At 67.6% G+C, this 1,699-nt stretch carries 2 protein-coding genes; one reads left to right on the top strand and one right to left on the bottom strand.

Annotation, left to right across the window (positions count from 1 at the left end):
* Positions 1-41: 41 nt before the first annotated feature.
* Positions 42-404 (bottom strand): thioredoxin, encoded by a 363-nt coding sequence (gene trxA, locus AB0B91_RS65720; RefSeq protein ID WP_357660142.1) that lies wholly within the window; start codon positions 402-404, stop codon positions 42-44.
* Between the two features lie 548 nt (positions 405-952).
* Here trxA and AB0B91_RS65715 point away from each other — a divergent pair.
* A complete protein-coding gene (locus AB0B91_RS65715; protein WP_089002140.1) occupies positions 953-1,468 on the top strand; it encodes a MaoC family dehydratase in 516 nt (171 codons plus the stop codon).
* Positions 1,469-1,699 lie beyond the last annotated feature (231 nt).

Raw genomic sequence — 1,699 nt, 5'->3', positions numbered from 1 at the left:
GCCGGGCCCCTCGGGACCCGGCCGTCGTGCGGCGCTGCGGCTCAGTGGCTGTGCCCGGCCAGCTTCTGGCGTACGTCGTCCATGTTGAGGGCCTGGACCTGCTCGATCAGGTTCTCCAGGGCGGACTCGGGCAGGGCGCCGGGCTGGGCGAAGACGATGACGCCGTCGCGGATCGCCATGATGGTCGGGATCGACCGGATGTCGAACTTGGCGGCCAGCTCCTGCTGCGCCTCGGTGTCGACCTTGCCGAACACGATCTCGGAGTGCTTCTCGGAGGAGCGCTCGTAGACCGGGGCGAACCGCTTGCACGGGCCGCACCACTCGGCCCAGAAGTCGACGAGCACGATGCCGTCGCTGCCGGTCACCTCGTCGAAGTTTGCCGTGGTCAGCTCTACGGTTGCCATGAATGTCTCCGATCGGCGCGGAATAGCTACGTCAGGTGGAACCAGGGCGTACCGCGTGGAATTCCCGGCCCGTCTCCGCCGAAACGTGCTCGTCGCGGCGCTGCCCGGGTCGCGCTCCCATCGATGGTGGTTGTTCCCGCCGGCCGTTGCGTTACGCAAGTGCACGACGCATTTGCGTGACCGGACGTGATGGGAGCGTTTCCATGGAGATCGACACGATTGGCCGGCGCGAATGAGCAATCAGGCGGTTGACAAGCGGCTATCTGGCGTGCGGAGAGCGTCGACGCTCGGTCGATCGAGCACGCACAGTAATGTTACGAAAAGGTAAATGTGACCTCCGTCTCTGTTCGGTGTGCCTTGTCGTACGGCAGAATCTTCCGCATCAGAGCGTGGGCGGCGGGTGCCGGGGAGGGCCCCGCCGCTCATTGCGTCTCCCCCCGGTTGCGGTGGTGTGACATTTCCGCACGCCACGCGCCCCGCGCATCGCCTTAACACTCCATAAGGCATGCTGTGCCGAACTCCATCGCCGCCCGTCGAAGGGGACAAGGATGCAGTTCGGCCGCTACTACGAGGAGTTCGAGGTCGGCGCGGTCTACCGCCACTGGCCCGGCAAGACGGTCACCGAGTACGACGACCACCTCTTCTGCCTGCTCACCATGAACCACCACCCGCTGCACATGGACGCGCACTACGCCGAGACGGCGAGCCAGTTCAAGCGCAACGTGGTGGTCGGCAACTACATCTACTCGCTGCTGCTGGGCATGTCGGTGCCCGACGTCAGCGGCAAGGCCATCGCCAACCTCGAGGTCGAGTCCCTGCGGCACGTGGCGCCCACCTTCCACGGCGACACGATCTACGGCGAGACCACCGTGCTGGACAAGCGCGAGTCGTCCTCCAAGCCCGACCGGGGCGTGGTCTCCGTGGAGACCCGGGGCTACAACCAGGACGGCACCCTGGTCTGCGTCTTCCGCCGTCGGGTGATGGTCCCCAAGAAGGAGTACGCCGCGACGGCCGTGCCCGAGGGCGTCGACCCGGAACGGCCCAGCTTCCCCGAGCCGCGCTGACCGACGGGCCCCTTCTCATCCGGGTTCCGGGTGGTAGGGGCCCTTTTTCCGATCCGGGGCATATGCTGGCGCCGGAGGTCCCCATGAGCCACTCCGTCGCCGGAGAGCCGTCCTCTGCCGGCCGCCGCGCCGCACCGCTGACCACCGCCGTCTACTCCGCCGCCGAGTGGGATCTGCTGACCAGCCTGCCCGGCCGCGTGATCGTGGCCGCCGCCGCGCCCGGCACCGGGC

The sequence above is a fragment of the Nonomuraea sp. NPDC049141 genome, assembly GCF_040648415.1.
In the GTDB taxonomy this organism is placed as follows: domain Bacteria; phylum Actinomycetota; class Actinomycetes; order Streptosporangiales; family Streptosporangiaceae; genus Nonomuraea.
This window is presented reverse-complemented; position numbering and strand designations above follow the sequence as displayed.